Raw genomic sequence first — 25,276 nt, 5'->3', positions numbered from 1 at the left:
CCCTTACTGGCCAAATTTTCTGGATTTAAAGGTTTTTTTCTGGTTCCGCTCCGTGACTTTATTCAATTTCACCTGACCTACCATGGTCCCCTTTGTTGGTTTTAACTGCAGTCGTTGCTTCTGCGCTGAACCGACACCCAAATCGGGATGCCAGATCACGACTTCCGTAATATCGGACGCACTCACTTTCACACTGCCAGCACTATCAGTAACCTTGGCTAGTTCCTGATCAGCCACGTAGATGTAGCCCACCATGTTGTCGTGAATGTTACACCCCAATACGGCAAGACCGGACTTATCAAATAAAATCGGCTCTTCACTAGATCCTTTGTAGAGTCGGATCTCAAACGGTTTGATCGCAGAAAAGCTATACACGTGATGGCGGATGTTATCACTATTAGGGAAGCTCACCTTTTGACCTTTGTGCACCACCAATACGTTAGGAGAGAATTGTTTATCGACCTGATCCATTATCGCTATGTCATTCACGTCTGGGGTTACCGATTGGGCGGGTATGGAAACCACGGCATTGATTACTGGCTGGTTGTCCTGATCAATAATGATAATACGTGTATCAGGGGCGCTATATCCCTTGAAACAGATAAGCAAACTGATTATCAGCAAAACCGCAGTTCTCATTTATTTCTCGTTTTTTACAAAGCATGAGTTAGAGTCTAAGTGCGTACGGTAACAGATTATTTCCATAATACGTAATCCTCGAATAGATAAACTTGCGCTAACCAGAACAAACTACTCGGTAAATGGATAACATGTTGAGCCAGCGTGAGTATATTTTGTTCACTCGGTATATTTGGTTAGTAATGGTTACCAGCTAATCAATCAAGAATGAGAAAAATTAGCTTTATAGGTCAACGGGAACGAAGGACAGAAATTTACTGCTCCTAGGTAAAAGAGTGAGTGCTTGCCAACCTTTAAATCAACAACAACAGATCATCAAGCGATTGCAATTCTACATGCGGCAATAGGGTTGCTTTTTCCTTTCGCATTATCATGCCCCGGTCATGTGCATACCATGCTGTTTGCATGCCCGCATTAATGGCCCCCTGAACATCTTTAATCAAGTTGTCACCGACATGCAGAATTTGCTCTGGCTGACAGTCTAATTCATCAATGGCCGCTTTAAATAGGGCGGGTGCGGGTTTCATCGGTAAATCCGTGTTAGCATGAAAAAAGTGTTTAAAATAACCCGCAATACCAATTTTCTCTGGATTCACATTGCCATTGGTAATGGCTATTAGCGGAACTTTTTGCGACAGCTTTGCCAGACATGAATGAATTTGCTGCTCAATTTCGAAATCGCTTCTTTTGTCATAAAAATGATCAAAACAGGCTTTCGCTGCATCTTCTAAAGCATGTTCGGCAAGTTCATCGGATAATGCGGTTAATAAACTTTGCATGCGCAGTTGCCCCATATCAGATGCCAATGCCGGGTTTGCGCTAATGAGGTCGGCTTGTATTTTTTTCCAGTCGGAAGGGGCGAGGTTGGCAGCAGTCGGGTGATGTTTTTTCAGGTGTGAATTTAATGCTGCTTCTGCCGCACGAATGATGGGACCATTGTCATACAAGGTATCGTCCAAATCGAAGGTCAAAGCTCTAACCGGTTTTAGCGGGCGATAAAATTTCATTATTTTTCCTGCGAACGTCGTCTGGCGCGGGGATGAGCCTTATCGTAAACCTTGGCCAGATGCTGAAAATCCAGGTGCGTATAAACCTGTGTCGTAGAAAGGTTTGCGTGGCCCAGCAACTCCTGTACGGCGCGTAAGTCACCGCTTGATTCCAAAACATGAGTGGCGAATGAATGACGTAATTTATGCGGATTAACTGATTGGTTCATACCTTGCTGAGCCGCAAGCTCATTAAGACGGTTACCCACCTGTCGATTAGATATGCGGGTACCTCGCTTGCTCACAAATAACGCGCTTTCATACATGGATGCGTAATTCCCGCGTACTTTCAGCCACGCATGGAGCGCTTTCGCAGCCACTCGACCTAAGGGCAGCACGCGCTGTTTATTTCCTTTTCCCGTAACCCAGAGAGTACCGTCCGATTTGATATCAGCCAAATTGAGAGATGTGAGTTCATTTAGCCGCAAACCGCAACCGTACATGACTTCGAACATCGCCATATCGCGACAGGCGATGTCAGCCTCCTGTTCGCTTGCCAATAGTTGCTGCATTTCGTCAACATTAAGTTGCTTTGGGAGGGGCCTGCCGGTTTTAGGTGCCTGTACGCCTTCAACGGGATTCGAATCCAGATAATTTTGTTCGATTAAATACTGGCAAAACGAGCGCAGAGCGGATAGTCGTAAAGCGACACTTCGTGGTTGCTGCGCGGCGCGCTTGGAGGAGGCAAGCACCCGCTTCACATCCACCTGAGTAAGCGAGCGCCAGTCGGTAATAGCCAGGATATCTGCAATGACGATTAGCTGGCGGCGATAGTTGCTAACGGTATGAGCGGATAAGCCGCGAACAACCTGTATATGGAGTAAATATTTTTGCAGCCAAACCCGGCATTCATCGGTTAACGATTCAATAGACGGGGTGGCCATCAATATCCAAGGAGGTCTGGAATAACGATATTCAACACTTGTTGGAGTTGTTTAAGTAACAAAGTGTCCATATCCGGGGTGAAGTGCGTCGCATCGGCACTGCCTACGCCCACTAAGCCCAACTCATTCTTTTCACCTAACGCAATTAATGCCACCGATTCGGCGGCTAAGTCGCCAAATAACAGCTGCTTTTCGTGCTGGCTTAAGCGACCAAAGAAAAACGAATTTTGTTTGAAACGTTTCTCGGTAATGAGTTTTTTTTGTAGCTCTGGCAGCGTCAGGGGACCCTTAAACATTCTAATTACCACCGCCGACAGATTAAGCTGCTCCTGCAGCACTTCTTCCAGCTTGAATTGAATTTCTGCAAGCGACTTGCAGGACAGTAATTGAACGTTTAAGTCAGTATAAACGCGATATATCTTCTCGTTTTGTTTGGCTACACCAATTAACTGATTTAACTTGTAATTGAGTTGACGAAGTTTTTTGCGGTACTGCTCGCTTTGCAATTCAACTAAAGAAACACTGCCCTTTTGCTGATGTGGTATATGCAATCGTTCCAACAAGTCAGGATGGTGACTAAAAAATTCAGGGTGCTTCAGCAAATAACTGCGCACATCGTCGGCGTTCACCCCGTCGGCTTCTTCATACCTGGGCTCTAACGGTACGGTTGTCTTGGGCTGTCCTGTAAAATCATTCATACAGTAAAGTGTCCGTCATAGATATGCTCAGCGGGACCCGTCATTTTTAGCATACTGTCTCCGCCCTGCCAGCGAACTCTTAATGTTCCACCCGGCAGATCAACTTGCACATCTTTATCTAATTTCCCCTGAATCTGGCCTATAGCAACGGCAGCGCACGCGCCACTTCCACATGCCAGGGTTTCGCCACTTCCGCGTTCAAACACACGCAGACGAATATGTCTTGAAGATAATACCTGCATAAAGCCAACATTAACACCCTCTGGAAATCGTTCGCTGGTTTCCAAAAGAGGGCCAATAGTGGCAACATCCGCCTCGTCCACGTTCTCTACTTCTAATACGCAGTGGGGATTGCCCATCGACACTGCTCCGCAAAAGAAGGTTTGTTCGTTTTCCCGGATGATATAGGTTTTCTCTTCCTTATTGGCTTTAAACGGAATGCTGGCGGGTGCAAAATCAGGCTTACCCATGTTTACCGTCACCTGCCCATCTTTTTCAAGATAAAGCACCATTTTGCCATTAGTGGTGCTTACCACAATGCGGTTGCGGTTGATTAACCCCTTATGTTTGACAAACCGTGCGAAACACCGGGCACCATTGCCGCATTGGCCCACTTCACTGCCATCGGCATTAAAAATACGATAGTGGAAATCTTGTTCAGGATCATAGGGCGGCTCAACCATCAAAAGCTGATCAAAGCCAATGCCAAAATGCCGATCGGCGAGTTGCTGGATACGGTCTTTCGAAAAGAAAACGTTCTGCGTGACATTGTCGACCACAACAAAATCATTGCCAAGGCCGTGCATCTTTGAAAAATTCACCTGCATAGAGAACGGTTCTTATTCTTGTAAATACAAATAAAGGTGCTCCTAGTTTACGTAAGTTTATGCTCACCTTTCCAGAGATCTTTTTGTTTTTCTCTTTCCCGTACCACATGAACGCGTTGCTGATCGACCATTATTTCGGCTGGGCGGCAGCGGCTGTTATAGTTTGATGCCATGACAAAACCATAGGCACCGGCCCCGCGCACGGCCAAATAATCGCCTTCTGCCACCGCTAACTGGCGGTCTTTACCCAAAAAGTCACCGGTTTCGCAAACCGGGCCCACTACGTCATATGTGCGTGTAGGTGCACTGGTAACTTGTTCTACCCGAATAATATCCTGCCATGCCGCATACAGAGCGGGGCGAATTAAATCGTTCATTGCCGCATCCACAATGGCGAAATGCTTTTCATCGCCTTCTTTTACGAACTCGACTTGGGTAACCAGTATGCCTGCATTGGCCGCAATCGCTCTGCCGGGCTCAAGAATAAGTTTAAGATTTTCACGCCCTGTCATTCTTTCCGCCATGGCAGCAGCATATTCTTTGGGATGGGGAGGGCGCTCGTTAAGATACTTCACACCTAACCCGCCGCCCACATCAAGATGGGAGATGTGAATGCCATACTCGGCAAGTTCGTCAACTAACAGCAGTAATCTATCCAACGCATCGACAAAGGGCTGAACCTGCGTTAACTGTGAACCAATGTGACAATCCATACCCACAACATTCAAATGGGGAAGCGAGTGAGCAAGCTTGTAAGCGGCCACTGCACGCTCGCGAGGGATGCCAAATTTATTCGCCTTTAACCCGGTAGAAATATAGGGGTGGGTACCCGCATCAACGTCTGGATTAATGCGTAACGAAATAGATGCAGTTTGATTCATATCCTGTGCAACCTGATTGATGCGTTGCAGTTCAGGTTCAGATTCAACATTAAAGCACATAATACCTTGCTCTAATGCATATCGAATTTCTTCCGGTTTTTTGGCAACCCCTGAAAACACCACTTTGGCTGGATCGCCACCCGCTTCAATAACCCGAGCCAGCTCGCCGCCCGACACAATATCAAACCCTGAACCCAATTTAGCCAACACACTCAAAACCCCTAAATTCGAGTTGGCTTTCACGGCGTAACAAATCAGGTGGGGGTGAGTTCCTACCGCATCATTAAAGGCATGCCAATGACGTTCCAGCGTGGCGCGTGAATAAATATACAAAGGGGTCCCATGCTCCTGGGCAATGGACTGCACTGAAACATCTTCGGCAAATAGTTTGCCACCCTGGTATTGAAAATGGTCCATATTACTGGACCTCTTTATGGGGTGTTTCTACCTTCTGTGTCGGTTGGTTATCTTCCTCTTCAGGGAGATAAAGCGCTCCACGATATCCGCAGGCACTAATGAACGTAACACTTACAAGAACACTGACAAACGAGAACTTTTTCGACACGATGATTAAGCTAAGAAAAGTACAATTCCTGTATCATCTCATCGCAATATTAAATTGCAAGTGAAGAAAGCGCCTGAGGTGGTCGGTAATCGCTCTTTATTTAAAAGTTGAACTCAAGGTCTATAGCAGACCACCGCCGGCGTGGTTATGGCAGGTGAAATATCACTGAGTCCGGACGAACACGCTAAGCCCCCATTAACCAATAAGTGCCATATAAAAATAACAGAACTACTTAACGCGTAAATTAAGGGCCTTATCCGATTTATTTATCATTAACCACATAGAGATTGCTCAAAAACAAATCATTTATTTATGACAGCCAACGAGTCAGTTAAATGCAACCTGTGGACGGTGAGTCATTATCCGGCTGGTCATGTTTAAAAAGCGTGAATTACTGATAAATATCACCAATGTGTTTGATTTAACCTAAATGATGCTATGCTAGGCAAAGCAGTTATTAAGCGCCTGTAAGGAAAATCGATGGATTACAATACTTCCGAATTATGTGACTTGTTTGCCGACAGTGTTGATGTAGTTGACCCAATTTTTGTCAGTTACGGCGGACGGTATTCGTTCGGCGGTGAGATCACCACTATCAAATGTTATGAAGATCGTGGTTTGATTGATCGCGTTCTGGCACAAAATGGTGCTGGAAAAGTGTTACTCATCGATGGCGGGGGCTCCACACGACGCGCGTTAATCGACGCTAATTCCGCGCAGGTTGCCATCGATAATGAGTGGGAAGGCATTGTGTGTTACGGAAGTGTTCGGGAAGTCGATAGTCTGGCTGATTTAGACATTGGTGTACTCGCAGTTGCTTCCATCCCGGTAAATGCTGAGGTGGAAAGCATAGGTGACGTTGATGTTCCAGTGAACTTTGGTGGCGTGACATTTTTACCTGAAGACCACCTCTACGCAGACTCAACCGGCGTCATCCTCTCACCTGAGCCTTTAGATATCGAATAACAGGATCAGTTAAAAAAAGCGTTATTGCGTAAGTATTGAGAATTTGAAAAATAGTGTTCTAATTGTGAACCAGATGACGCGGATTCTCTTATTGCTATCATAGCGCTTCTTTTTTATTTTTCCCATTATACGCCAACTTATATGCGGTAATGGATTGACAGCGTCTTATTGTGGCAATCCACTGAATCTAATTAAGTTAATGCGTAGATGAAAGCTCAAATAGAAAATCAACACAAGCAGAGTCTGCTGACCGAGGTTGAAAGTCGCTTTGGCGTTGTGCCCAACTTTTTTAAACTCGCCTCTGAATCCCCCGATATCACCCAGAACCTTTGGGGGTTTGCGAAATTTGCGTATCTAAACAACCCGTTCCCTTCATTATTTAAAGAGCGTTTGTTTGTATACACTTCGCGTTTTTGCGAAGTAAGGTATTGCATAGCCCGACACATCGGCTTTTTAGCGGGGCTGGGCCACCCATCGGGTGACCCCTCAAGTAATTTATCTTCCATTGATTTAATTATTTCCCTTTTGGCCGAGCCATTGCCACGGAATGATGACCTGCTTCCCTACCTTGAAATGGTTAAGCGGCAAAAGTTATCTATGTCGCGAGCCCCTGAACAAGGCTCCGAGGACGAGTATGCCATTTTTGTCTGTGTGGCGCATATCTTACTCCAGACGGAAAGTACGCCTGACTGCCTGGATGCGTTGAAACTGGCATACTCACCTAACGACTTAGAGTATTTACTGGTCTTGCTGACCTTCATTCGGACCGCCCATTATTGGACAAAGGTTCACCCTGATTTAGAAATAGAAGACGATTTACGCCAATTATTTACCGTTCAGGAAAAGCTGGCTGAGAAAATCTTTAATGATCCGGAAGCCGGGGCGTGTGAACTGTCCTCTCAGTTACAGAAAGAGCTATACGCATTGCGACGCGAAACTCAGCTGATGGAGCAGATAAAAACCACTAACGAAGCGTTAAAAGAAGCAAATACTCGCAAGGATGATTTTTTAGCTACCCTGGCACATGAACTTAGAAATCCATTAGCGCCTATCACCAGTGGTCTTGAAGCAATGAAAATAGCTATAGAGAATAGAAACCTTGAGGCTATCGAATCGTTGCGCTCAACCATGGAAAAACAAAGCCAGCAATTAACCTCACTGGTTAATGACTTAATGGATGTTTCGCGCATAACCAGAAATGTCATGACGTTAAAAATTGATGAGGTGGAGCTGAACGATGTTATCTCAAGTGCAATTGAGTCAGTAGCGGTAAAAATGGAAACCGCCCAGCATCAATTTGTTTACGATAGAAATAAGTTCGAATCGATAGTAGTGAAGGGCGACAAGGTACGTCTTATTCAAATTTTCTCTAATTTATTAGATAACGCAACCAAATACACGCCACGCGAAGGCAGAATCGAAGTCGCTATGGATGTACATGATGAAAACGTTTTAGTTTCAATCCAGGATAACGGAATTGGCATTCCGCCAGAACACCATGAGCATATTTTCGAGCTCTTTTCGCAATCCGGTTATGAACTTGAATCGGGAGAGCAGGGGTTAGGCGTGGGGCTGTCACTGGTAAAAAGACTTATAGAATTACACGATGGGTCGGTAACGGTTAGCTCAAGTTATCCGGCAAGAGGGAGTAAGTTTGTGGTTCAGTTACCCGTCACTAATTTTAAATTAGCAGAAAACGATTCACTAAAATCAGGTGAAGAGCGCAAAGAGAAATCTTGTAAAGTGCTGCTTGTCGACGACAATAAGTCGGCGGCAGATATCCTGGGAATGCTTATTCTTATGCTCGGGTATTCAGTTGATACTGTGTATAGTGGCAAAGAAGCGTTAGAAGTAGCAGCTGAGTTATCGCCGGATATTATTTTTATGGACATTGGGATGCCAGAACTCAATGGGTATGAAACCGCGAAACTGATGCGTCAAGCTGAATGGAGAACGAATACCATCCTTATTGCATTAACAGGGTGGGGCCGGGAAGAGGATCTCCAGCGTACGAAAGAAGCAGGGTTTGATTACCACTTGGTTAAACCAATAGACGCTGAACAGTTGAAAAACATCCTTCGTTACGTCAGCAAACATGACGTTGCAGGACTTAAGCAGTATTTATCGTAGCGGTCGGTAACCCAGCATAGTGATCGTCTCAATGACCAGGTTCAGCGTGAGTAAGGAGAACTTAGGTGAAGCGTACTCTGGGATAAATCAATAATACTTTTAAGTTTCACCAGTTGCTGGTTACCAATAACGCCAATAATTCGAGTCTCTGCCTTTTCATTGATTGCGGTCATCAGCCCTGACAGATCGCTTGCCATAAGTTCACCTTCAATTATGGTATCGCCAATCGCGATGGATGTGTCATGTAGAACATCTATTGCCACCTTGGTACCATCGTTAAGCACCATTTTTGCAGTGTCGTGTTGTTCAGTTTTGAGCGCCATTCGTTCAAGCTCTGATTTATCTAACATAACCTGGGGAGCACCAGAGTCGATAATCAATCTTGCCGGTTGGTTATTCAGTGTCACCTCGACGAAGTGAAATCCCATTCGTGATTCGTGTAATTCTACCGAAGTAAAGTCTGTTGAAAGTGTTTCGGTTAAAAATGCGTGCGTATCGTGTTCAGTCTCAGGAATTACTAACTGCGCAGATGAGAGGTCAATCAGCGCATTAAGCGAGACGACGGCATCCTGACCGACGATGCCAGCTATAGCCTCTTGTGAAATGTGTTGTGCAAATACAGCATTAATCGGCACATCGATACCATTAAGCGCGAACGAGTCTACCCATATCTGCGTGGTTTTGATTTACTCTGTTGCTCATTGCCAACCGCAATACCATCAAAATTGGACGCACTGGGCTCGATACCAAAATAGTCCAGCTTACTGCTGTCAATGACAGTACCGGAGGCGTCGGCATCAAACATAAATGTTGATGAGCGCCCATTAATTGATACATTAAGTTTGAAATGCCCTTTACCGTAACGTTCAAGGGGGACAACGTTAATTTTGGCGTAACTGGTCGCAGAGGCAATTAAACATGTAGCGAGCAATAAACACTTTTTCAAACCACACATCCTTATCCAAACAACTGTGTAAGATTTATTATGTGATTGGTACCGGACTATTTCTTTTTAGTTCAATTAATTATGTTTTCTTATTTCGCTATGCAGTTTTAAAACACGGTCACCATCGTCCTGTTCAATCAAATAGGCCGGATCATCGATAGAACCATTGCGGGTGATTTCACTGCCTTTTAGGGTCCGAGTGACTTTTTCCCGAAAGACTTCTCTTACATAGCCAGTGCCTTTGCCATGACCCCACTCCCATTCTACCTTGGTGTTGGTCTGATACGATTTACTCATACTTTATCTCTCGCAGAGTGGATAGGAATAGATACTGAGGCTAGCCAAAGCTGGTGCAGTTAAATTTTAGTAATCAAGCTAATCAAAAAAGGAGCCTCAATGGGCTCCTTAAACTCAGCTTATTGTTGGTATATTTCATTGAGATAATCAGCGATTCTTACCCCTGCCTGTTGCAGACGTTTCTTCACCGTTGGGATGTGTTGGTAAAGATAGTCATAATTCATATTATTCGCATCTTTTGGGTAAATGGTTTTACGAATGGTTACGCTCTCCGCTATCCATGTTTGGGGATTAGTGTCACGCCAGTCACGACGCTCAGCCTGAGTAATTTTAGGTAGCAACCATTCACTCCACTCTGAATAAGACAATTCTCGCTGGGCTATGAGTTGAGAATCCCATACCCGGTGTAGATTTGAATCCTGCCAGAAAAAGCGCACTTTGACATCGTTTCCACCTCGATCCGTGCCATCACCTGCATGTAATGGTTGGTGCAGATCGCCGATAATATGCACAATAAAGCGCAGTGCTTTTTGCTTTTCCTCACGCGTACTCTGCGGGTTCTTCAACGTTGTTCTAAATTGCTCAAGCGCTGTATAGGCATCGCCCTGTGCGGGGGCCCCGGCTTGCTGATAATTCTTGTTACCGGGAATGGTCACGTAATGCCACGGCGAGGCGGTTTTCTGCCAAAAAGGATGTGGATTCGAGCGCATTTCATCCGCCCAGGTAGAAGCTTCTGCTAATGACTCGTTGGGTAACAGGTCGTTTAATGCCGCTTTAGCGTTGGGAGATAAGTAGTGCTCCGCAATGGCACCCGTTACTCGATGTCCCGTTTGACCCCACGCCATAGCGAGCGTTGAGGTAAACAAACCAACACACGTGATTGATGCGATGATGACAGCCCGAACTAAGTTTGACATACGTTTTCCTTTTAACGTTGATAGCCCCAGCGAGGCATAAGAGTTTGGTCAATTCCAATATGGTCTAAAATTCTGGCGACGACAAAGTCAACCAAGTCGTTTATTGATTGCGGTTGATGATAAAATCCCGGCGCAGCAGGCATAATGGTCGCACCTAGTTGAGACAATTTAAGCATATTTTCAAGATGAATGGATGATAGCGGCATTTCTCGGGGAACTAAAATTAATTGACCGCGTTCTTTTAACACCACATCTGCGGCGCGTTCAATCAGGTTATCACTGGCCCCGGTCGCGATAGAAGAGAGGGTGCCGGTAGAGCAGGGGCAAACTACCATCGTTTTAGGGGCGGCTGAGCCGGAAGCGACGGGGGAAAACCATTCTTCTTTTCCATATACGTGTAACTGGTCTTCGTTACAGCTGAACTTCTCAACAAAAAATGATTTTATTTGTGCAGGTCTGCTGGGAAGCTGAAGTTCCTCTTCGGTAGCCAGCACAACTTTAGCTGCCGATGAAATTAACAAGTGTACTGTGCAGTGGGTGGTCAGCAATGATTCAAGTAGCCTTAAGGCATAAGGTGCCCCGGAAGCGCCAGTTATGGCTAACGTGATAGAGGGATTAGTCATCGGTTTTTTCCATGGTTAACACTAATGCATCCAGTAAGCGTTGATGGATATTGTCGAATCCGCCATTACTCATAATAAGAATGTTATCGCCGCTGCGTACGTGTTGAATTAAATAGTCAATGATCTGACTAACTTCGCTAAAACACGTGGCCGGGCTGTTACTTGTCGATGCAAGTTTCGAAAGAGACCAACTCAGTCCTTTAGGTTCAAGCAGCAGGGTTTGATCTGCGGTTTGCCAGGACGCGACCAATTCTTCCTGATGATGGCCCATTTTCATCGTATTTGAGCGTGGTTCGAGCACTGCAAAGATGCGTTGCTTGCCCACTTTTTCTCGTAGACCCTGAATGGTCAATGCAATGGCAGTAGGATGGTGAGCGAAATCATCATAAACCGTGATATCGTTTACTTTGCCCCGAACTTCTAAGCGGCGCTTAACGTTTTTAAATTGTGCCAGTCCCTCTATTGCATCTGTAAGGGTAACACCCGCGTGATGTGCCGCGGCAATGGCCATTAGACCGTTTTGAACGTTATGCAAGCCCAGTAAATCCCAGTAAACTTCGCCGACAACCTTGCCAGCGTAGCGCACCTTAAAAGCACTGCCATCGGACTTAATTAACTCATACTGCCAATCCGTTCCTGCATACTGCTGCGCACTCCAGCAGCCCCTTCCCAGAGTCTCGTTAATAGCCTGGTTGCTTTTAGGCGATAAAATTAATCCATTCCCAGGGACAGTACGCACAAGATGGTGAAATTGAGTTTGGATAGCAGCTAAATCGGCGAAGATATCCGCGTGATCGAACTCCAAGTTATTGATGACAAGCGTTTGAGGATGATAGTGAACAAATTTCGAGCGTTTATCGAAAAAGGCACTGTCATATTCGTCAGCCTCTATCACAAAAAACGGGCTGTTACCCAAACGCGCAGAAATACCAAAATTTTGCGGTACACCGCCAATTAAAAAACCAGGCTGCAAACCCGCATATTCGAGTAACCAGGCTACCATACTGCTGGTAGTGGTTTTTCCGTGCGTACCGGAAACCCCTATCACCCAGCGCTCCTGGAGTACATTTTCAAGTAACCATTGTGGCCCACTGATATAAGGAATGTTACGGTTTAGCACGTATTCCACTGCGGCGTTGCCTCGCGACAGCGCGTTACCGATTATCACCACATCCGGTTGCGGGTGAAACTGAGCTTCGTCAAAGCCTTCGGTTAGGGTGATGCCTAAACTTTCTAACTGTGTGCTCATGGGGGGGTAAACGTTTTGGTCAGATCCTGTCACGATATGCCCTTGCGCTTTAGCGATAGCGGCGATGCCGCCCATGAAACTTCCACAAATGCCTAAAATATGTACATGCATAGGATATTCAGCTAATTTTTTCTTCAATATACTCTACCAGATACGCACCAATGTGTTGATAAGCAACTCAGATTTCCTTTCGAACTTTTTCGCGGGTACAATTAGTGTCCAATTAATCCGCGCCATTTCAAGCAGTTCGAAATTGCTCAGGACGACAGATTAATCGAATTTCAGTGCAATTACGTTAACTAACAACAATTATACTATTCAACGCGATCGCTGATTTACCCTACAAAAATTGATAAAGGCTGTAGCACACTATGAAACGACTTAATTCACAGTTACAAAAAGATGGTGCCCCTCTTGAACTGATCCTCCTTATTCGTACGCTTTTAGCCGGCTGTAAAGAAATTTCTTTTCGAGTGAGTCAAGGCGCCCTGGCAGGTGTCTTGGGCTCTACGTTGAGTGAAAATGTACAGGGTGAAACCCAGAAAAAACTCGATGTAATTTCAAATCAGATTTTAAAAGATACCTTACGCGAGTCGGGTTATGTTAAAGCGATCTCCTCTGAAGAAGAAGATGATGTCGTTCCTTGTAATCCTGAAGGTAAGTACCTGGTAAGTTTTGATCCGCTGGATGGCTCATCCAACACAGAGATAAACAGCCTTATCGGCACGATTTTTTCTATCACCCACGCACCACAGTGGATGGACGCTGACGATCCATCGGCATTTTTACAGCCGGGAACCCAGATGGTCGCTGCAGGATATGTGTTGTATGGGCCCTCAACGATGTTGGCAATGACTACGGGCCGTGGTACGCATCTGTATACTTTGGATAAAACCCATGGTGGTTTCCTGCTTACTCATCCCAATATTCAAGTTCCCGAGCAAACTAAAGAATTTGCCATTAACGCCTCTAATCAGCGTCATTGGGAAACCCCCATTCAGGAATACATCGGTGACTTGCTGGCCGGCACAGAAGGCCCGCGGGGGAAAAATTATAATATGCGTTGGGTGGCAGCAATGGTGGGTGATATTCATCGCGTGCTGTGTCGAGGCGGCATTTTTATGTATCCATTTGATAAGCGTAACCCCTCCATTCCTGGTAAGTTACGTTTACTTTACGAGGCAAACCCGATGGCATTTTTAATGGAACAAGCGGGTGGGCTGGCTAATACGGGGCATGGTCGCATTATGGAAGTGATGCCAAGTGAAATTCACCAGCGTGTACCGACCTTACTAGGGTCTAAAGAAGAAGTTGAGGCATGTTTGAGTTACTACGCTAAACATGAATCCTCCTAGTTCGAGCCGTCGGTTTGCAGCGTTTTACTGCATCTTGATAGCATAGATACTTAACGCAATTGGTATTATACTGTGCGGTTTATTGTCACGTCTAAATTAAAGGAAATTTGTAAATGAGCTTAAGCAACGTTCCAGCAGGTAAAAAGCTGCCTGATGAAGTGAATGTTATCATTGAAATCCCAGCTCAGGCTGACCCGGTAAAATACGAAGTCGACAAAGAAACGGGTGCCATGTATGTGGACCGTTTTATGGCTACTTGTATGCATTATCCCACTAATTACGGTTATGTTCCCAACACATTGTCGGAAGATGGTGACCCAGTAGACGTTCTGGTTGTAACCCCGTTCCCTTTACTGTCGGGCTCTGTAATTAAGTGTCGTCCTGTTGGCGTATTAAATATGACCGATGAATCAGGTAAAGACGCGAAAGTCATCGCTGTGCCGATTGATAAGCTATCAACTATCTACCGCGATGTTCACGATGTTAACGATCTGCCAGAATTGCTCCTGAAACAGATTGAACATTTCTTCTCTCATTATAAAGATCTTGAGCCTGGTAAGTGGGTTAAGATTGATGGTTGGGATAACGCTGAAGCAGCAAAAGCCGAAATTACCTCAAGTGTTGAGCGTGAAAAGCAAAACGGCTAATTATCTATTTTCTAGATAGGCCAGATTTTAAAGGGTTCGTCTTGCGCGAACCTTTTTTGTTTTTGGAGAAAGCATGAGATCAATTATTTATATTTTGCTAGTTATTAGCAGCTTCACTAGTGCAGTGACATCCGCTGATGAACCAGTCGAAGTGTATTGGGAAGATTTGGTGCCTGCGGGATTTAATCCAATGCAGGCTCCTTCGGTTTCTCATGAGGGCAGCATGGCACAACTTCAACCCAATGCACCCGTGGTGTCTAAGTATGATGGACAACGCGTCAAAATCCCTGGCTTCGTAGTGCCCCTCGAAGGAACAGCAGAACTTACCACCGAATTTTTACTAGTGCCCTATTTTGGCGCCTGCATTCATGTACCCCCACCCCCTTCAAATCAAATCGTTTATGTAAAGTTTGAGCAAGGTGTGCCGATAGATAATTTATCTGATGCCATATGGGTAACGGGCGTGCTCAGCACCGAAGGATGGGCTGGCGAAATTGCTTCTGTAGGGTATCGGTTGAGTGGCGAATCCGTTGCACCATTCTAAAGCAGTGAAATTTTTTTGATATTACACAGATATATAATAAATTTAGATATGTTGATTTGCAGTAATTAAAACTAACCCGACTGGAAGCTAATGAACTTTCTTAACCGACTATCCATCGCCCAAAAACTCTATCTTATTCCAATAATTAGTACGATAGCCTTTGTAATCTATCTGGCCATTACTTCTTATACCGCTTTGGATAACGTCCGCTTGTTGGATAATGCCAGAGGGGTTCAGTTCCCAGCGCTGAATCACTCCCGTGAAGCCCTTTTTGATATGAAGAATGTACGGGATACACTTAGCAGCGCTGTAACAACTGGTGACGAAGAAGCGTTGCAGCGAGCGAATGAGTTGGCTGAGAACACCCGAGAGCAGTTAAAAAGTATTGCTCAGGTCAATCCTGATCTAAGTTCAGAAGCAAATAGTATTTTATCGAACTTTAACGATTATTTTACATTAGCTTATTCGGTAAGCGAGTCGATGGTGAATGGTACCGCTGATTTCAGCCGTCTTGCCGAACAAAGCGCTAGCATGAATCAATTATTTGAGTCTACGACCAGCCGTTTAGATACTTTCAGTCAGGCGCGTAGCGCAGCGTTCGAAGATGCCATTGACGAATCAAATGATGCGGCACGCTCTCTCATTATGGTGGGCGTGGTAATGGGTATAATCACCACTATAATACTGTTTGCTACCGCAATACCGATTGTCCACAATCTTCGCAGTGGCGTGATTGACGTAGTTAATTCATTGCGTGACATTGCGCAAGAAGATGGTGATTTAACTGTACGTATTAAAACTTCCAGCAAAGATGAAATTGGCGAATTGGTGCATTGGTTTAATCAGTTCGTTGCAAAGTTACAGGGTGTGGTCAGAGATATAGGACAGTCGGCAAAGCCGCTGTCCGATTTGGCTCAAAATTTAAATCAGGTGTCAGGGCATACCCGTCAGACAATCAATGCCCAACAGCGCTCGGCTGAAGAAGCTAAGCATGCGGTGGAAAATCTCACCCTCAGTGTTAACGAAGTAGCGGGCAGTGCAGCGGATGCGGCAGAGGCAGCTTCAGATGCGTCCAGTGCCTCGGGAGAGGGTCAGCGAGTGGTAAACGCCACCGTTACCAGTATTCAGAATCTAGCCAATTCAGTGCAAGAAACCGCAGAAGTCATCCGTAAACTGGAGTCGGATTCAAATCAGGTGGGCGCTGTACTGGACGTGATCAAAGGGATTGCTGAACAAACCAACTTGTTGGCGTTGAACGCTGCGATTGAAGCAGCCAGAGCCGGTGAGCAAGGCAGAGGGTTTGCAGTGGTTGCAGATGAGGTGCGAACCCTTGCTTCGCGAACCCAGCAATCAACCGAAGAAATTCAACACACCATTGAACAATTGCAGAGTGCAGCTCGTTCAGCCGTGACGGTGATGGGGCGGGGAACAGAATTAGCCGGCTCAAGTGTCCAGGAGGCTAATAAAGCGGGAAGTAGCTTGACCGTCATTAACGACACTATTTCACGCATAACACAGATGAATGATCAGATTGCCAATGCGACGGGGGAACAACAGAGTGTCGCCAGACGCATCTCAGAGAATGTAGATGATATAAATCGTCGCACCGATGATACCGCTGAAAGCGCAGAAAAACTCGCCAGTGTCAGCCAGTCACTCGAACAACTGGCAAAAGACTTTGCCCGCATCATGCAGCAATTCAAATACTGATACTTTAAGTAAAAGAAATAGGGCCCAGTCAGGGATGGAGGAAGTGATTGACATCAGGGCCATTGGTAGCCAGTACCAGGTATAAAGTACGACGTGCTGGGACGGTGGCTGTCCCATCACGCCAATATCAGTCTTGATAAAGAGGTTTTATCAATTCATTCGGGCGGGGTTCTTTCGCCGTGTTGAAAGTAACAATCACATGTAGTGTACGCCCATCAGACCTGTCCCCAGCTAATCAATTCTGATACTGATTTGCGCCCTTCAATAAGCTGAGATTTTGTTATCGCTGTGGCGTATAAATGGCTTCCGCACGATTGAACAATAGCCAGGAAGTCAGAATATATTTATCCTGATCTTTAGGAGTTTGCCCGCGATGGGTATGAGTAAAACCTGCTGGCGCGATTACCATTCTCCCTGTTTTAGGCGTTACCGAACGATTCTGATAATAAAAATCCGTTTCGCCCCCATCATTGACATCGTTTAAATAAAACATAAATAAAAGAGTACGATGTAACGCCTCATTATGAGGTAGCTGTGGGTATACCTCTGAATGCCAGTACGGATAGCCACCCTCATTTGCGCGATAACGCTGGGCATTGATTTCACCTATCCGAAACAGATAATTTAACAAATTTGCTAAATTAGGTTTGCCGACTTCAGCAAAATTTTCACCTGTCAATTTTACTGGCTCACCCGAGGTGGGATGACGCACGGTAAGCCCTATTGGCCCCACTAACGCAAAATAATACTTTTCCATGTAACGCAGTAACTGTTCGCCAGTTTTCTGCATGACCTGAGGGAAAAATTCTTTAAACTCTGGCTTTTCACTAAAAGACACATCCGAGCTTTTCTTTTTATCGGTATCTACACCGCCACCGGTGCGTCCCGCTGTCAGATTTGGGCTTTGTTCAAAGGCAGAAATAATATTGCGGCATAAGTCCGCCGATAACACATCGTCGATGACTTCGATAAAATCGCCGTGTGGTTCGTTCATGATTTTGGCTCCAACAAGTGTACATCTAAGGCACTTCGAACTTCTTCGGGTATCGCACACGCCTGTTGATTTTTATAATCGAAATGCACCATGGTGGTCGTCCCCGACGCACACTTGTCCTCGTTTTGCCATAGCTCCTGGAATACATCAAACGAGCTATTGCCGATACGGCTGATATAGGTTTTGACCGTTACCGGCTGGCCATAAAAAATCTGTGCATGAAAGTCTACATGATAACTGGCCAGGATCAGGGGCCAGTTTTTTAAATCCAGACTGGGGGTAAACATACGAAACACAGGCTCACGGGCAGCTTCAAACCAGCCAACGATGACCGTATTGCTTACATGTGCCAGCGCATCCGTTTCATAAAAACGAACATCAAACGATGTTTCCATAGGATGATTTGTCATGGTTATACTCTTTTTTAACGCGTTAACAGCGGCTTTAGAAAGTGGCCTGTATGAGAAACCTTGGATTCTGCTACTTCTTCGGGCGTGCCTGTAGCAATAATATTGCCACCCCCCGAGCCACCTTCAGGGCCTAAATCCACGATCCAGTCAGCGGTTTTGATTACATCCAAATTGTGTTCGATAACCACTACGGTATTACCATGATCACGTAACCGATGTAACACTGCAAGTAATTGCTTGATATCGTGAAAGTGGAGGCCTGTAGTAGGTTCGTCTAAAATGTATAAGGTTTGTCCGGTATCCCGTTTAGATAGCTCCCGAGCAAGCTTGACCCGTTGTGCTTCCCCGCCGGACAGCGTAGTCGCCGCCTGGCCCAGTTTAATATAAGAAAGGCCCACATCAATGAGCGTTTGGAGCTTACGAGCAATGGAGGGGATAGCATCGAAGAAACTTCTGGCATCTTCCACTGTCATTTCTAAAACTTCATGGATGTTTTTGCCCTTGTACTGAATCTCCAGCGTCTCACGATTATAGCGTTTCCCTTTACACACATCACAAGGAACATAGACGTCAGGTAAAAAATGCATTTCAACTTTGATTACGCCATCGCCCTGACAGGCTTCGCACCGTCCCCCTTTCACGTTGAAACTAAAGCGGCCAACCTTATAACCGCGTGAGCGCGCTTCCTGCGTACCCGCAAATAACTCTCTAATGGGAGTGAAAATGCCCGCATAAGTAGCAGGGTTTGAACGGGGCGTACGACCAATTGGACTTTGGTCAATGTCGACGACTTTATCGAGCTGTTCCAGACCCTTTATTTCTTTATGGGGAGCTGGTTCAGATGTCGTCGCCTTATTCAATTCCCGATGGGCGATTTTGTAGAAAGTATCGTTAATCAGTGTGGATTTACCCGACCCGGAGACGCCTGTTACGCAGGTCATCAGTCCGACAGGGATAGTCAGTTCTACCTCGTTAAGGTTATTTCCCGTCGCCCCCGTCAGTGTAACAATGTGCTTCTTGTCAAACGGGGTTCTTTTAACAGGAACTTCAATTTTCTCTCTACCTGACAAATATTTTCCAGTAAGTGAGTGTTCACTGTTAAGTATGTCTTCCAGTTTGCCTTGTGCAATAATTTCACCACCATGCACTCCCGCGCCTGGCCCTATGTCTACAATGTGATCTGCTTCCCGAATGGCGTCTTCATCATGTTCCACCACCAACACCGTATTGCCCAGATCTCTAAGGTGAGTCAGGGTTTTCAGTAAACGTTCATTATCGCGCTGGTGTAAGCCAATGGAGGGCTCGTCCAGTACGTACATGACGCCCACCAATCCTGCACCAATTTGGCTGGCCAACCGAATACGCTGAGCCTCACCGCCGGAAAGAGTATCGGCACTACGGGACATGGAGAGATAATTTAATCCCACATTAATCAGGAACCGCAGTCGGTCTTGGATTTCTTTTAAAATCTTTTCTGCAATTTGCGCTTTCTGACCGGCCAAGGTGAGGTTTTCAAAAAATTCATACGCCCCTGCGATGGACATTTCAGTGATTTTTGGCAGATTGGTATCGTGTAGAAATACATGTCGCGCCTCCAGGCGAAGACGCGAGCCATCGCAGGCGCTACAGGGTTGCTGGCTTAAATATTTCGCAAGCTCTTCGCGCACCGCATTAGATTCGGTCTCACGATAGCGCCGTTCCATATTGGGGATCACCCCTTCAAAGGGATGCTTACGCTCCATCACATCGCCGCGGTCGTTGATATATTTAAATTTCAGGGACTTGCCTTTGGAGCCATATAAAACCACCTCACGTGCTTTGTCCGATAAAGAAGCGAAGGGCTTGGTCAAATCGAAACCGTATTGTTCGGCAACGGCCTGTAACATCTGATAGTAGTAATAGCTACGTTTATCCCAGCCACGAATCGCGCCACCGGTTAAACTTAATTCATCATTAGCTACCACACGCGCGGGATCGAAAAACTGTCGTGTGCCCAGACCATCACAGGTGGGGCAGGCACCCGCAGGATTGTTAAAGGAAAATAATCGTGGCTCTAATTCGCTAATACTGTAACCACATTGGGGACAGGCAAAATTAGCAGAGAAAACGATTTCCTCAGCTTGCGGATCGTCCATATTGGCAATTTTGGCGTTACCGTGAGCCAACTCCAGTGCGGTCTCAAAAGACTCAGCTAACCGCAGTTGCAAATCGTCGCGTACTTTAAAGCGGTCGACCACTACCTCAATAGTGTGCTTCTTATGTAAGTCCAGCGTCGGCGGATCGGATAAATCGCACACCTCCCCGTCGATACGTGCGCGTATATAGCCTTGTGCAGCGAGGTTCTGTAGCACCTTTACATGCTCACCTTTACGTTCTTGCACAACAGGCGCCAGTAGCATCAGCTTGGTGCCTTCTGGCATAGCCAGAACCTTATCTACCATTTGACTGATGGTTTGAGCATCAAGGGGAGTATCATGATCGGGACAGCGAGGCGTGCCGACCCTGGCAAACATCAAACGAAGATAATCGTAAATTTCCGTGATGGTTCCTACCGTTGAGCGGGGATTATGGGAAGTGGATTTTTGCTCAATAGATATGGCAGGCGATAAGCCCTCAATATGGTCCACATCCGGCTTTTCCATCATTGATAAAAATTGTCTGGCATAGGCTGAGAGGGATTCAACATATCGTCGTTGACCCTCAGCATACAGCGTGTCAAAGGCCAGTGAAGATTTCCCAGAACCCGACAAACCCGTTATCACCACCAGTTTGTCCCGCGGCAGGGTTAAATCGATATTTTTAAGATTGTGGGTACGAGCCCCGCGAACGTCGATTTTATCCATAGATGCGCTAATTTTGCCAAAAAGATCAGTATGCCATAGCCGGGCGTGAAAGATATACCGGCTGCTCAGAATACAATGTGAATTAAACAAGAAATGTTTACGCACAAGGGAAAAGGCAGATCAGTTAGCTCCACTGGAGGGATCTACCCGTTCAGCTGTGTGGAAGGGCGCACGTCGGTGCAGACTAGTATTCATTTTATGGTAAACTGCGCCGCATTAACGAAACATAAGCGAACACAGGTGAAGTTTGAACGCACTTGAAGTACGTGCGGCGATTGCGTTGGCACTGGTCTACGTATTGCGCATGCTCGGACTCTTTATGGTTATGCCAGTGCTGGCGGTGGCGGCCATGGATTACCCGGATTATTCACCAATGATGGTGGGTTTAGCCATTGGTGGCTATGGACTAACCCAGGCGGCTTTGCAAATACCGATGGGTATGATGTCTGATCGCTGGGGCCGCAAGCCTGTTATTTTGCTGGGCTTATTGGTCTTTGCGTTAGGGAGTTTTATAGCGGCCAGCGCCGATACTATGGCATGGATGATTGTGGGTAGGATTTTACAGGGTGCTGGCGCGATAGCCGGGGCCATTATGGCACTCGCTGCAGACGTTAGCAGAGAATCACAGCGCGCAAAGGTTATGGCGATTATCGGTATTGCCATAGGAATGTCCTTCTATATGGCCGTGCTGATTGGCCCAATCCTGGCTGAAAAATTTGGGCTGGCAGGCATTTTTTGGATCACCGGTTTTCTGGCAATGGCATGCCTGCCGTTGATTCAATGGGGTATCCCTAAAGTTTCGCTGCTTGCCAGTGGGGATACACTGCCACAAATAGGTCAGCTAAAACGCTTGTTTTTCTCTTCGCAACTATGGCGATTAAATATCAGCGTAATGTTTTTGCACATGCTTATAACGTTACTCTTTGTGCAACTCCCGGTGACTTTATTGCACTTTGATATGTCCCTGGAGAGTCACTGGACACTTTATGCTCCAGTGCTGCTGGCTTCTATCCTCGGCTTGATAGTGATGATGGGCGTCGCGCGAGGACGCATGCCAAAACGCTTGTTACAGGTGGCCCTCATATTAATGGGTACAGGGTTTAGCATGTTGGCATTGCAAGATAACAACCAATGGGTGGTGCTGGTGGCCGTGGTGTTTTTCTTCACCGGCTTTAACTATCTTGAAGCAAACTTTCCAGCCTTGGTTTCCAGTATTGCTCCTGCCGGTGAAAAAGGAACGGCTATGGGGATTTATGCCAGCTTTCAATTTTTTGGTGCCTTTCTGGGCGGCGTAATTTCAGGTTGGACAGTAAACCATTGGCCCGCCGAGACGGCCTATACTGTTGGTACAATTGCCGTTATTGTCTGGTTTGTGCTGCTGGTGGGACTGAAGGAAGTGTCCAGGGTAAAACGTATTCAATTAAAAGGATGGGCATCGAAACAAGCTGCAACAGAGCTTAAAGCGCTACCTGGTGTGGTTGAAGTGAGGCAGAATGCCAAATCCAATGCAATCTATTTGAAAGTTACCCGCGAATTTGATTTGCACCAGGCACAACTAATTGTCGCCAAAGAGTAATTGACCGCTTGTTCTTAAGTGCATCATCCGCTTTAATATAATCAGGTTTCACAAGGAAGTATCAATGCGCGTTATCAAACTTCTCATTCCGCTCTGTATCTTGGTGCTTGGATCAGGCTGTGCCATCGACGTCAGTCCAAAAGCATTTATCCATCAAGATGAGCAGCCGCTACAACTTGATACCTCCTCGCTGCAAAAAGCCATTCAGAAAGATGAAGCACAGGTTTCAATTACCACGGTGCAACTTACTAACGCACAAGGCCTTGAATTAGTTGGTGTGGCGGTCTCTTATCCGAAGGCCAAAGCAAATATTGTGTTTTTTGGCGGCGATGGACAAACCATTAATTCTGGTTCCGGGCTTATCCATAGGTTCGGGCAGATCCCGGCTAATATATTGTGGGTTGACTACCAGGGCATGGGCGCTAGCGGCAAAGCCGAAAAACTTAAAGTAGCAAATTTAAAGTCCGATGCGCTTCAGGTTTACGATTATGCCAAAGAGGTGTTTCCCAAACGCTTACCCACCCTGGTGCACGGTTTATCGATGGGTAGTCTGATGGCGACATATGTCGCCGCTGAACGTCCAGTAGACGCCATAGTGCTTGATGGTGCGTTAAATGATTTACCAAGCGTGGTGACCAATATGATGCCCAGCTGGTCCCGAATCTTCACCACACTGGATATCCATCCTGACTTAGCCAATATGAGCAATGTTGACGCTATTAAAGACTACCACGGGCCAGTACTCTTTTTAGTGGGTGAGAAAGACAGGATCACGCCCGTCGCATTTGTGGAGCAAGTGTATCGGGCAGCACCAAGTGAACATAAAGTGCTATACGTCATTCCTGGTCAAACACATTTTCATGGCATGAAACAGGAAGCAACCATTCAACGCTATCGCGAGTTTGTCGAAAGCCTAAAATAAGGGAGCAGTGAGCGCCCCCTTGTTGTGCCGATAAGTATTGCTACTTCCTGAAATCTATCCCGCTATTGGCAGCGTACCAGGCGAACGTTGTATAAATTGCGGTATTAATTTTTAACGCTTCTGTATCGACCTTATCCAAGGTGTCATTTTCGGTGTGATGATAATCAAAATAATCAGAGCCATCAGGATAAAAGTTAACCGCGGGCTGGCCCGCCTTACCAAGCTCACTCATATCTGACTGACCTTTAGCGTTATTGGTGGACGCCATCTCAACGCCAAGGGGCGCCAAATATTCGGCAAATTCTTTAATTTTGAGCAAAGCGTTCTCGCCCACGCCAGGTGCCAATTTATAAATAGTTCCGTTTCCGAAATCCCACTCGGCGCCAATAACATGGTTATCCATATTGCCGTTGCGTCTGGCTACATAATCTTTCGCGCCCAATAAACCAATTTCTTCAGCAGCGAATAGAATTACGCGGATTGTGCGTTTTGGTCGGTGCTTTAATCGGGCAATATGGTGGACTGCAGCTAACGTAATGCCCACGCCTATTCCATCATCAATAGCGCCCGTACCCACATCCCAGCTGTCCAGGTGTGCGCCCAAGGTCACCACTTCGTCTGGGTGTTCACTCCCTGTAAATTCTCCAATTACATTGGCGATGGTAACTGTATCGTTTAATGGACCACTCGCTGAGGAAGCAATCCCCATGGTGACGGGTTTATTCCGCTTGAGTGCATTTTCAAGCAAATCTGCATCAGGGTTGGAAAGTGCTAAAGCGGGAATTTGCTTACCTTCCTCTTTGTACCGCATAACCCCAGTATGGGCAAATCGGTGAGAATCTGTGCCCACTGAGCGCATAACATAGGCAACGGCCCCTTTTTCAGCCGCAATAGCAGCACCATTTACTCGCGCCCCCACCGCGTTGCCATACCCACTGCCATCCTTTTTGCGCTCCATCGAATAAGCGACGTAGGCAATTTTACCCGTTAAGCTATTAGGCTCGGCTGCTTTTAATGCATCTAAATTATTAAATTTGACCACCTCAGTCTCAATGGGTTTGGTATCTGTTCCAACACTGTTACCCAGAGACAAGGCCACCAATTTATGGAGAAAAGGAGAAGTGAGGGTGACTTCAAGCTCGCCCCGCTGCCAGTTGGGCGCCTGACTTTCTTCAATCCATACTTTATCAAACCCTAAGGCCTGCATTTTTGCGACCGCCCATTCCACTGATTTTCTCTCAGCAGGCGTGCCCACCATGCGCGCGCCGACTTCAGTCGTTAGAGATTCAATAATGTCATAAGATAAAGAAGAATTAATGGATGCGCTTTTTAGTTCGTCCAACTGGGCATGTAATTTTTCTTCTAAAGCCGAGACCGGGCCCGCAAAAGCCACAATTGTGACTATGCCCGCAAAAAAAATCGCATTGATAAATCGTTGCATCAAATTTCCTAGGTTAAGCATAAGTTGTCGAAGTAGGAGCATGCTAAAATTAATTTTAGAAGAGAATCTAAATCGTCAATTTACTTTTAAAACCGCTTCTTAGGGGCAGTGGTTAGCGACGTAATTAAAGGGTATGCTCATTGGCCTGAATAAATACATAAACAGG

25 protein-coding genes are annotated in these 25,276 nt (G+C 46.0%); 8 read left to right on the top strand and 17 right to left on the bottom strand.

Annotation, left to right across the window (positions count from 1 at the left end):
- Positions 1-3 precede the first annotated feature (3 nt).
- The 7 genes from OPS25_RS15250 to lptM form a co-directional block, all read right to left on the bottom strand.
- The gene (locus OPS25_RS15250; protein ID WP_265618743.1) at positions 4-639 is read right to left on the bottom strand and encodes a methylamine utilization protein; all 636 of its coding nucleotides are present in this window, start codon (positions 637-639) and stop codon (positions 4-6) included.
- A 293-nt stretch (positions 640-932) separates the two neighbouring features.
- Positions 933-1,646 (bottom strand): HAD-IA family hydrolase, encoded by a 714-nt coding sequence (locus OPS25_RS15245; protein WP_265618742.1) that lies wholly within the window; start codon positions 1,644-1,646, stop codon positions 933-935.
- Positions 1,646-2,569, bottom strand: a complete 924-nt coding sequence (gene xerC / locus OPS25_RS15240) for a tyrosine recombinase XerC (RefSeq protein WP_265618741.1) — start codon at positions 2,567-2,569, stop codon at positions 1,646-1,648. The genes OPS25_RS15245 and xerC overlap by 1 nt, the downstream gene beginning before the upstream one ends.
- Positions 2,569-3,267: a DUF484 family protein gene (locus tag OPS25_RS15235; RefSeq protein WP_265618739.1), complete on the bottom strand. Its 699-nt coding sequence runs from the start codon at positions 3,265-3,267 to the stop codon at positions 2,569-2,571. Before OPS25_RS15235 ends, xerC begins: the two co-directional genes overlap by 1 nt.
- Entirely contained in the window at positions 3,264-4,094 is an 831-nt protein-coding gene (gene dapF, locus OPS25_RS15230) for a diaminopimelate epimerase (RefSeq protein ID WP_265618738.1), read from the bottom strand. The genes OPS25_RS15235 and dapF overlap by 4 nt, the downstream gene beginning before the upstream one ends.
- Positions 4,095-4,141: 47 nt before the next feature.
- Entirely contained in the window at positions 4,142-5,392 is a 1,251-nt protein-coding gene (gene lysA / locus OPS25_RS15225; protein WP_265618737.1) for a diaminopimelate decarboxylase, read from the bottom strand.
- A 1-nt stretch (position 5,393) separates the two neighbouring features.
- A complete protein-coding gene (gene lptM / locus OPS25_RS16005) occupies positions 5,394-5,540 on the bottom strand; it encodes an LPS translocon maturation chaperone LptM (RefSeq protein WP_407080249.1) in 147 nt (48 codons plus the stop codon).
- A 480-nt stretch (positions 5,541-6,020) separates the two neighbouring features.
- Here lptM and rraA point away from each other — a divergent pair, with 480 nt between their 5' ends.
- Both rraA and OPS25_RS15215 read left to right on the top strand, forming a co-directional pair.
- Positions 6,021-6,506, top strand: coding sequence for a ribonuclease E activity regulator RraA (rraA, locus tag OPS25_RS15220; protein ID WP_265618736.1), 486 nt, complete (start codon positions 6,021-6,023; stop codon positions 6,504-6,506).
- 207 nt (positions 6,507-6,713) lie between these two features.
- Positions 6,714-8,636: a hybrid sensor histidine kinase/response regulator gene (locus tag OPS25_RS15215; RefSeq protein ID WP_265618735.1), complete on the top strand. Its 1,923-nt coding sequence runs from the start codon at positions 6,714-6,716 to the stop codon at positions 8,634-8,636.
- Positions 8,637-8,677: 41 nt separating this feature from the next.
- Here the strand turns inward: OPS25_RS15215 and OPS25_RS15210 are convergent, their stop codons facing one another.
- The 6 genes from OPS25_RS15210 to mpl form a co-directional block, all read right to left on the bottom strand.
- Positions 8,678-9,271 carry a retropepsin-like aspartic protease gene (locus tag OPS25_RS15210; RefSeq protein WP_265618734.1) on the bottom strand — a complete coding sequence of 198 codons (594 nt, stop codon included), beginning with the start codon at positions 9,269-9,271 and terminating at the stop codon, positions 8,678-8,680.
- Between the two features lie 26 nt (positions 9,272-9,297).
- Entirely contained in the window at positions 9,298-9,582 is a 285-nt protein-coding gene (locus tag OPS25_RS15205) for a pepsin/retropepsin-like aspartic protease family protein (RefSeq protein ID WP_265618733.1), read from the bottom strand.
- A 75-nt stretch (positions 9,583-9,657) separates the two neighbouring features.
- On the bottom strand, positions 9,658-9,879 hold the full coding sequence (locus OPS25_RS15200; RefSeq protein WP_265618732.1) for a hypervirulence associated TUDOR domain-containing protein: 222 nt from the start codon (positions 9,877-9,879) through the stop codon (positions 9,658-9,660).
- A gap of 119 nt (positions 9,880-9,998) precedes the next feature.
- Positions 9,999-10,796, bottom strand: coding sequence for a S1/P1 nuclease (locus OPS25_RS15195; RefSeq protein WP_407080248.1), 798 nt, complete (start codon positions 10,794-10,796; stop codon positions 9,999-10,001).
- 11 nt (positions 10,797-10,807) lie between these two features.
- Positions 10,808-11,419 carry a flavin prenyltransferase UbiX gene (locus OPS25_RS15190; RefSeq protein ID WP_265618731.1) on the bottom strand — a complete coding sequence of 204 codons (612 nt, stop codon included), beginning with the start codon at positions 11,417-11,419 and terminating at the stop codon, positions 10,808-10,810.
- Positions 11,412-12,779 carry a UDP-N-acetylmuramate:L-alanyl-gamma-D-glutamyl-meso-diaminopimelate ligase gene (gene mpl, locus OPS25_RS15185; RefSeq protein ID WP_265618861.1) on the bottom strand — a complete coding sequence of 456 codons (1,368 nt, stop codon included), beginning with the start codon at positions 12,777-12,779 and terminating at the stop codon, positions 11,412-11,414. Before mpl ends, OPS25_RS15190 begins: the two co-directional genes overlap by 8 nt.
- 260 nt (positions 12,780-13,039) lie before the next feature.
- Between mpl and OPS25_RS15180 the strand changes: the two genes are divergently transcribed.
- The 4 genes from OPS25_RS15180 to OPS25_RS15165 all read left to right on the top strand — a co-directional run bounded on the left by OPS25_RS15180 (position 13,040) and on the right by OPS25_RS15165 (position 16,924).
- The gene (locus tag OPS25_RS15180) at positions 13,040-14,023 is read left to right on the top strand and encodes a class 1 fructose-bisphosphatase (RefSeq protein ID WP_265618729.1); all 984 of its coding nucleotides are present in this window, start codon (positions 13,040-13,042) and stop codon (positions 14,021-14,023) included.
- A gap of 113 nt (positions 14,024-14,136) precedes the next feature.
- The gene (gene ppa / locus OPS25_RS15175) at positions 14,137-14,670 is read left to right on the top strand and encodes an inorganic diphosphatase (protein WP_265618728.1); all 534 of its coding nucleotides are present in this window, start codon (positions 14,137-14,139) and stop codon (positions 14,668-14,670) included.
- Positions 14,671-14,743: 73 nt separating this feature from the next.
- Complete coding sequence (locus tag OPS25_RS15170; protein ID WP_265618727.1) at positions 14,744-15,214, top strand: DUF3299 domain-containing protein; 471 nt, start codon at positions 14,744-14,746, stop codon at positions 15,212-15,214.
- 90 nt (positions 15,215-15,304) lie between these two features.
- Positions 15,305-16,924, top strand: a complete 1,620-nt coding sequence (locus OPS25_RS15165) for a methyl-accepting chemotaxis protein (RefSeq protein ID WP_265618725.1) — start codon at positions 15,305-15,307, stop codon at positions 16,922-16,924.
- Positions 16,925-17,204: 280 nt separating this feature from the next.
- On the opposite strand, the gene OPS25_RS15160 is transcribed toward OPS25_RS15165, so the two are convergent.
- Genes OPS25_RS15160 through uvrA form a run of 3 tightly spaced genes read right to left on the bottom strand, consistent with a single transcriptional unit; the run spans position 17,205 to position 21,171 of the window.
- On the bottom strand, positions 17,205-17,918 hold the full coding sequence (locus tag OPS25_RS15160) for a 2OG-Fe(II) oxygenase (RefSeq protein WP_265618724.1): 714 nt from the start codon (positions 17,916-17,918) through the stop codon (positions 17,205-17,207).
- Complete coding sequence (locus tag OPS25_RS15155; RefSeq protein ID WP_265618723.1) at positions 17,915-18,328, bottom strand: acyl-CoA thioesterase; 414 nt, start codon at positions 18,326-18,328, stop codon at positions 17,915-17,917. Before OPS25_RS15155 ends, OPS25_RS15160 begins: the two co-directional genes overlap by 4 nt.
- A 14-nt stretch (positions 18,329-18,342) precedes the next feature.
- Positions 18,343-21,171, bottom strand: coding sequence for an excinuclease ABC subunit UvrA (uvrA, locus tag OPS25_RS15150; protein WP_265618721.1), 2,829 nt, complete (start codon positions 21,169-21,171; stop codon positions 18,343-18,345).
- Between the two features lie 247 nt (positions 21,172-21,418).
- Here uvrA and OPS25_RS15145 point away from each other — a divergent pair, with 247 nt between their 5' ends.
- On the top strand, positions 21,419-22,747 hold the full coding sequence (locus OPS25_RS15145) for an MFS transporter (RefSeq protein ID WP_265618720.1): 1,329 nt from the start codon (positions 21,419-21,421) through the stop codon (positions 22,745-22,747).
- Positions 22,748-22,811: 64 nt separating this feature from the next.
- On the top strand, positions 22,812-23,669 hold the full coding sequence (locus tag OPS25_RS15140; protein ID WP_265618719.1) for an alpha/beta hydrolase: 858 nt from the start codon (positions 22,812-22,814) through the stop codon (positions 23,667-23,669).
- A gap of 40 nt (positions 23,670-23,709) precedes the next feature.
- Here OPS25_RS15140 and OPS25_RS15135 read toward each other — a convergent pair whose 3' ends face one another.
- The gene (locus OPS25_RS15135; protein ID WP_265618718.1) at positions 23,710-25,110 is read right to left on the bottom strand and encodes a M20/M25/M40 family metallo-hydrolase; all 1,401 of its coding nucleotides are present in this window, start codon (positions 25,108-25,110) and stop codon (positions 23,710-23,712) included.
- Between the last annotated feature and the right edge of the window lie 166 nt (positions 25,111-25,276).

Origin of the sequence: Alteromonas aquimaris (genome assembly GCF_026183695.1) — a bacterium.
Lineage (GTDB): Bacteria > Pseudomonadota > Gammaproteobacteria > Enterobacterales > Alteromonadaceae > Alteromonas > Alteromonas aquimaris.
This window is presented reverse-complemented; position numbering and strand designations above follow the sequence as displayed.

What these genes read in the sequence shown, in the direction of transcription:
- OPS25_RS15250 (WP_265618743.1), bottom strand. Translation starts at nt 639, where the DNA reads ATGAGAACTGCGGTTTTGCTGATAATCAGTTTGCTTATCTGTTTCAAG.
- OPS25_RS15245 (WP_265618742.1), bottom strand. Translation starts at nt 1,646, where the DNA reads ATGAAATTTTATCGCCCGCTAAAACCGGTTAGAGCTTTGACCTTCGAT.
- xerC (WP_265618741.1), bottom strand. Translation starts at nt 2,569, where the DNA reads ATGGCCACCCCGTCTATTGAATCGTTAACCGATGAATGCCGGGTTTGG.
- OPS25_RS15235 (WP_265618739.1), bottom strand. Translation starts at nt 3,267, where the DNA reads ATGAATGATTTTACAGGACAGCCCAAGACAACCGTACCGTTAGAGCCC.
- dapF (WP_265618738.1), bottom strand. Translation starts at nt 4,094, where the DNA reads ATGCAGGTGAATTTTTCAAAGATGCACGGCCTTGGCAATGATTTTGTT.
- lysA (WP_265618737.1), bottom strand. Translation starts at nt 5,392, where the DNA reads ATGGACCATTTTCAATACCAGGGTGGCAAACTATTTGCCGAAGATGTT.
- rraA (WP_265618736.1), top strand. Translation starts at nt 6,021, where the DNA reads ATGGATTACAATACTTCCGAATTATGTGACTTGTTTGCCGACAGTGTT.
- OPS25_RS15215 (WP_265618735.1), top strand. Translation starts at nt 6,714, where the DNA reads ATGAAAGCTCAAATAGAAAATCAACACAAGCAGAGTCTGCTGACCGAG.
- OPS25_RS15200 (WP_265618732.1), bottom strand. Translation starts at nt 9,879, where the DNA reads ATGAGTAAATCGTATCAGACCAACACCAAGGTAGAATGGGAGTGGGGT.
- OPS25_RS15195 (WP_407080248.1), bottom strand. Translation starts at nt 10,796, where the DNA reads ATGTCAAACTTAGTTCGGGCTGTCATCATCGCATCAATCACGTGTGTT.
- OPS25_RS15190 (WP_265618731.1), bottom strand. Translation starts at nt 11,419, where the DNA reads ATGACTAATCCCTCTATCACGTTAGCCATAACTGGCGCTTCCGGGGCA.
- mpl (WP_265618861.1), bottom strand. Translation starts at nt 12,779, where the DNA reads ATGCATGTACATATTTTAGGCATTTGTGGAAGTTTCATGGGCGGCATC.
- OPS25_RS15180 (WP_265618729.1), top strand. Translation starts at nt 13,040, where the DNA reads ATGAAACGACTTAATTCACAGTTACAAAAAGATGGTGCCCCTCTTGAA.
- ppa (WP_265618728.1), top strand. Translation starts at nt 14,137, where the DNA reads ATGAGCTTAAGCAACGTTCCAGCAGGTAAAAAGCTGCCTGATGAAGTG.
- OPS25_RS15170 (WP_265618727.1), top strand. Translation starts at nt 14,744, where the DNA reads ATGAGATCAATTATTTATATTTTGCTAGTTATTAGCAGCTTCACTAGT.
- OPS25_RS15165 (WP_265618725.1), top strand. Translation starts at nt 15,305, where the DNA reads ATGAACTTTCTTAACCGACTATCCATCGCCCAAAAACTCTATCTTATT.
- OPS25_RS15160 (WP_265618724.1), bottom strand. Translation starts at nt 17,918, where the DNA reads ATGAACGAACCACACGGCGATTTTATCGAAGTCATCGACGATGTGTTA.
- OPS25_RS15155 (WP_265618723.1), bottom strand. Translation starts at nt 18,328, where the DNA reads ATGACAAATCATCCTATGGAAACATCGTTTGATGTTCGTTTTTATGAA.
- uvrA (WP_265618721.1), bottom strand. Translation starts at nt 21,171, where the DNA reads ATGGATAAAATCGACGTTCGCGGGGCTCGTACCCACAATCTTAAAAAT.
- OPS25_RS15140 (WP_265618719.1), top strand. Translation starts at nt 22,812, where the DNA reads ATGCGCGTTATCAAACTTCTCATTCCGCTCTGTATCTTGGTGCTTGGA.
- OPS25_RS15135 (WP_265618718.1), bottom strand. Translation starts at nt 25,110, where the DNA reads ATGCAACGATTTATCAATGCGATTTTTTTTGCGGGCATAGTCACAATT.